Raw genomic sequence first — 5,058 nt, 5'->3', positions numbered from 1 at the left:
GACCTCGTGGGGTGGCCGAGCTACGCTTATGCGAGCGCCTTCTTCCGCTCCATCGCGGCGACGACCGGCACCGGCCGCACCGTCGTGATCGGGCGGGACCTGCGCGACAGCAGCCCCGGCATCGCCGCGACGGTAGCCGCCGCCGCGGCGGGCGCCGGCTTCACGGCCGTGGATTGCGGCGCGCTGCCGACGCCGGCCCTGGCCCTGGAAGCGCTCCGGCGCGGCGCCTGCGCGGTGATGGTCACCGGCAGCCACATCCCGGAGGACCGGAACGGCCTGAAATTCTATCGGCCCGACGGCGAGATCACCAAGACCGACGAGACCGCCATCCTGGCCGCCCTCGGCGACGTCGCCACGCCGGGCGCGATGGCGGCGGCCGATCCCGCCACGCCGGAGACCGGGGCGACGGACCGTTACCGTCAGCGCTACCGCGAGGCCTTCGCCCCCGACATGCTGGCCGGCCTCAAGATCGCCGTCTACCAGCAGAGTTCCGTGGCGCGGGACCTGCTCGTCGAGCTCCTGACGGCGCTGGGGGCGGACGTGACCGCGATCGGGCGCGCGGACCGTTTCGTTCCGATCGACACGGAGGCCCATCGTCCGGAGGACATCGCCTTCATTCGCCAGGCCATGGCATCCGGCGATTTCGACGCCCTGGTGACGACCGACGGCGACGCCGACCGGCCGCTGGTCGCGGATGCGGCCGGTCGCATCCTGCGGGGCGACGTGCTTGGGCTGATCACCGCGCGGTACCTCGACGTCGACACCGTCGTCGTGCCCGTCACCGCCGGTTCGGCCATCGAGCAGGCGGGCGGGTTCCGGCGGGTGCTGCGCACGCGGGTCGGCTCGCCCTACGTCATCGCCGGCATGGCGCGGGCGGAGCAGGAGGGCGCCCGCGCCGTCGTCGGCTTCGAGGCGAATGGCGGCTTCCTGCTCGGTTCGGACGTCACCCTCGACGGCCGGACCCTGCCCGCGCTGCCGACGCGCGATGCGATGCTCCCCATCCTGGCGACCCTGGCCGCGGCGCGTCGCGCCGGGCTGTCCCTCGCCGACCTCGTCACGTCCCTCTCCGTGGGCGAGACGGCGAGCGACCGCCTGCCCGAGACGCCGGCCGAGCGGAGCGGGCCGTTCCTGCGCCAACTCGGCGAGGCGGCGTTCCGGCAGGATTTCGTTCGGCCGATCGGCGCCGTGCGCGCCGTCGACGAGCAGGACGGCGTGAGGATGGAGCTCGATGGCGGCCGCACGATCCATTTCCGTGCCTCCGGCAACGCGCCCGAGTTGCGCTGCTACGCCGAGGCCGGAACGGCCGACGAGGCCGAAGACCTGGTCCGCTGGGGATTGGCGGCCGCGGCGGCCGCGATGAGGAAGGACGCCGCCCGGACGGGCGCCGATCCGCACTGATCGAGATCCCGAGATCCCGTCAGGGCGATCCGGCGATCCTGACGGGCCGTGACTGATTCTCGATCGCCCCGAACGCGGGCGATCCGCCCCGTGCGCTCGGCCTCAGCCGAACGCGCCCACCTCGTGCTGGATCATGCCCGAGATCTCGCGCACGCGAAGGAAGCTGCGCCGGATCGGCTCGAACAGCGTCCGGTGCTCGGCCTCGTAGGTGCCCACGTCGCGCGGGCCCGCCGGCTCGCCGAAGTTCAGCCCGAGGGTCGGATCGGGCGTGACCGGAAAGATGTCCTCCAGCAGGGTGAGGCAGCCGTCGATGTCGAGGCGCAGGAAGCGCTCGATCAGCGCCTCGCGGCTCACCCCCGATTGCGGCCGGAAGCCCGGGATGTGCACGGCCAGGAACCAGATCCGGTGGATCAGGGCGAGCCGGATCGCGTGCAGCAGGGTTAGGCGGACCGACATCCGGCCGAGGTCGGGGGCGGCCGCCCGCAGGCTCAGCCAGTCGCAGGTCAGGCGGCCGAACAGGTGGCGCAGATCCGGGGCGAGGCGCAGGCGGTCGAGGGCATTGGCGATGACCACGAGTTCCTCGCGCCGGCCGTCCCGCTGGGTGCGCCGGGCGCGCTCCAGCCACACGGCCGGGTCGAGGGTGTCGATATAGGCCCGCAGCACGTCGAGGTCGGAGACGTTCGAGGCGTGCTGCGCGAGGCGGAAGGCGCGGGAGAAGCGCACCGAATCGCGCCGCATGTCGCGGAACAGGTCCGGCGTCCGGCCGGCGGCGCGACCGACGCCGTGCAGGGAATTGGCGAGGAAGCCGAGCTGCTGCAGGATCGCGTTGTTGGGGATCGCCCGCATCTGGCGCGGGTGGGTGATCATGGTCGGGCCGCCGCCATCGGTCTGGCGCGCCACCGGCCGCGAGCCGGTGCGGTCGAGCAGGCTCGGGCCGAAGGTGCCCAGCAGCGCGGCGTAGCCGGGATCGTCCACCAGCGCCTCCATGTCCTGGCGCACCACGGTGAAGAACTCGGCGGCGAAGTCCGGCTCGGCGTAGATCGGGTCGTCCGTCTCGTCGGCCCCGCTCGCCGGATCGGACAGCACGTAGTCGGCGAACGAATCGTCGTCGGCCACATCGAGGGCGAAGACGTGCTCGGCGATGCGCTCCACCGTCGCCTGCGCGAGCGGCAGGGTGCCGAACATCAGGTAGCCGTCCGAGCCCTGGAAGCTCGATTCGAGGCGCACCCGGATGCCCGCCGCGCGGTTTCGGCGCCGCGCATCCTCGGGGGCGAGATAGGCGAGGCGGTCGCGCAGCGAAGTCGGGTGCGCACCCCGGCCGATGGATTCGCCGTGCGTGTCGAAGATCGCGAGCTCGACCCCCGTGAGGTCGTTCTGCACCATCAGCTCGGTGATGCGCAGGCGCAGGCGCTCGATCCAGAAGCTCGCCGCGAGCTGGCCGACGTAGCGCCCGGAATCCGAGTAACCGAACTGCACGGTGAGCCGGCCGATACGCTTGAGGTAGGCCCGCCAGTGTGGGTTGCGCAGCGCATCGTCGAGGACGCGCACGCCCTGTTCGAGGGCGCTCGCGGTCTCGAACAGCGGCGTGATCTCGACCTTGTCACTGATCCCGTAATGCCGTGCCAGCCAGAGGGCTGCGAGCAGGGTGTAGCCCGTCTCGGTCTCGGCGATGAGGAAGCGCACGGGATGCGTGCCGTCCACGTGCTTGAGGATCTGGGTGATCGTCATCATCAGCCGGGCGGCCGAGGCGCGCTCGGCGGCCAGCGCGCCGAAATCGACGTCCACCGCCTGCACGTCGTTGAGGAGCGCGTGGATGGTGGCCAGGTGCGAGCGGCGCTGGGCGGCATCGGTGGGCTCGCCTTCGAGGTCGGTGACCCGCCGCACCGCGTTGTGGATCTGGCTGGCGTTGAGCCGGAAATGCGGCAGGGCGTTCGAGAGGCCGTGGGTGGCGATGCCCGAGCGCAGGAGCGCGACGCTGCGCTTGTCCGCCTCGGATTCCACGCCCCCGACGGCGCCCGCGAGCCCGGCCAGGATCGCGCTGGAATCGGTCTGGGCCCGCTCACGCTCGATGATCAGCGCGAGCGCGAAGCGATGGACCGCCTCGAGGGAGGGCTTGGTGCCGAGGCGGGGGGCCACGGCGAGCTGGCGGTTCACGGCCGCGAGCGCGTTCCCCGTCAGGTCGCGCACCACCTTCGTGGCCGGCAGCTGGGGCAGGTGGCGCATGACCCGGTCGAGCTGCATCCGCTTCGATTCCAGGCGGTAGCGCAGGGTGTCCCACCAGCCGATATCGGTGCGCCCGTCCGTGTCGCAGCCGACCCAGCTCGCGATGGCGAAGGGCTTGGGCACGAGTTCGGTCCAGCGGTCGGGCCAGCGCGCGCGGGCGGCGTCCAGCAGGGCGGCGTTGAAGGCGTCGAGCGCCGTGCGACCGTGATTGGCCGCGGCGCAGGCCTGCTCGAACTCATCGTCGAGGCTGATCTTCGGGTCGGGCCGGGTGGAGAGGTCGGCCGCGCGCGCCACAAGCGGCGTCCGGGCCGCGGCGTCGGCCTCGCTCGCGGCCTCGGCGATCAGCGCGGCGACGGCGCGCGGCATGCCGAAGGTCGGGTGGGCGGTGAACACCACGGCGAAGCCCGTGCGGCTCACGAGATCGCGGAAGGTCTCGAAGGCGCCCTGGCGCTCCGGCACAGCCGCCACGAGGCGGGCCGGCATCCGGGTGTCCGGCGCGGCGCCCGCATCGTGGTCGAGGCCCACATAGGCACGCAGGCGCTCGGCGCGGGCGCCCAGGGATTGGGCCCGGAGCCGGGGGAACAGGGCGTCGAGGTCGTCCTCGCCGATCTCGCCCCGGTCGAAGCGCCGGGTGATGGCCAGGGTAACCGCCAGGACTGGATTGCGGAACGGATCCTCGGCGGCCTGCTCGCGGGACTCCTCGATCAGCCGCAGGAGCTCCTGCTCCAGGCCCTCCGCCCCACCGGGACGGCGCTCCGCGTCCGGGGCTGCATCGGCCGTCTTGAGGTCATGCATGCGCATCGATCGACCTTGGTTCGTGGGCGTGGATTGTTTCGCGCGTGAGGTGTTGGACTGAGGTGCTCGGGACGCGACCGATCTCGGGCCACGTTGCTGGCGCGGACCCCCGCTTCTGACATCCGTGTGCGAAGACGCAAGGACCGTTCCGGCCCGGGGATGTGGGCAAGGTCCGGATCTGTCGCTTCGCCAGGAAAGGATGCAACGGGGCGCATCCTGGGCTAACGCTGGACCCGGCATGGAAACGACCCTGATCCTGGGCGCCCTGGGGGCCCTCCTGTTCTGCGGCCTCGTCGTGGTCTCGCTGCTGATGCGCGGCCGGCGGCCCGAGCTGCGCATGGGGCGCGAAGTCGACCTGATCGACGAGGCCGAGGACGAGGAGACGCTGATGCGCAGCCTGGAACCGCCGCGTCCCAGTCCCATCGACCGGACGGCGACGATCCTCGAGATCGAGCCGACGGACGATCCGAAGGCCCGTCCGCTGCCGCCGGGCACGCAGCGGGAGACGCGCTGATGGTGCCGTTCCGCACATGCCGATGGGTCGCCCTGCTGTCGGTGCTCCTGCTCCTGGGGGCCGGCCCGGCCCTGTCGCAGGCGCCCGAGGTGGAGGGGGCGCCCGAGACCGAGGCACCCGCCGCGCCG

At 72.4% G+C, this 5,058-nt stretch carries 3 protein-coding genes; 2 read left to right on the top strand and 1 reads right to left on the bottom strand.

Features of this window, described 5'->3' with window-relative positions:
* On the top strand, positions 1–1,398 hold a 1,398-nt coding region (locus K2X24_RS24005; protein ID WP_292501862.1), incomplete at its 5' end, for a phosphomannomutase.
* Positions 1,399–1,500: 102 nt separating this feature from the next.
* On the opposite strand, the gene K2X24_RS24000 is transcribed toward K2X24_RS24005, so the two are convergent.
* Complete coding sequence (locus tag K2X24_RS24000) at positions 1,501–4,416, bottom strand: phosphoenolpyruvate carboxylase (protein ID WP_292501859.1); 2,916 nt, start codon at positions 4,414–4,416, stop codon at positions 1,501–1,503.
* Positions 4,417–4,654: 238 nt separating this feature from the next.
* Between K2X24_RS24000 and K2X24_RS23995 the strand changes: the two genes are divergently transcribed.
* The gene (locus tag K2X24_RS23995) at positions 4,655–4,930 is read left to right on the top strand and encodes a hypothetical protein (RefSeq protein WP_292501858.1); all 276 of its coding nucleotides are present in this window, start codon (positions 4,655–4,657) and stop codon (positions 4,928–4,930) included.
* The last annotated feature ends 128 nt before the right edge of the window (positions 4,931–5,058 follow it).

The sequence above is a fragment of the Methylobacterium sp. genome, from assembly GCF_019750675.1.
Classification (GTDB): Bacteria; Pseudomonadota; Alphaproteobacteria; order Rhizobiales; family Beijerinckiaceae; genus Methylobacterium.
The sequence above is the reverse complement of the archived record's forward strand: the minus strand, read 5'-3'. Positions and strand labels throughout refer to the sequence as shown.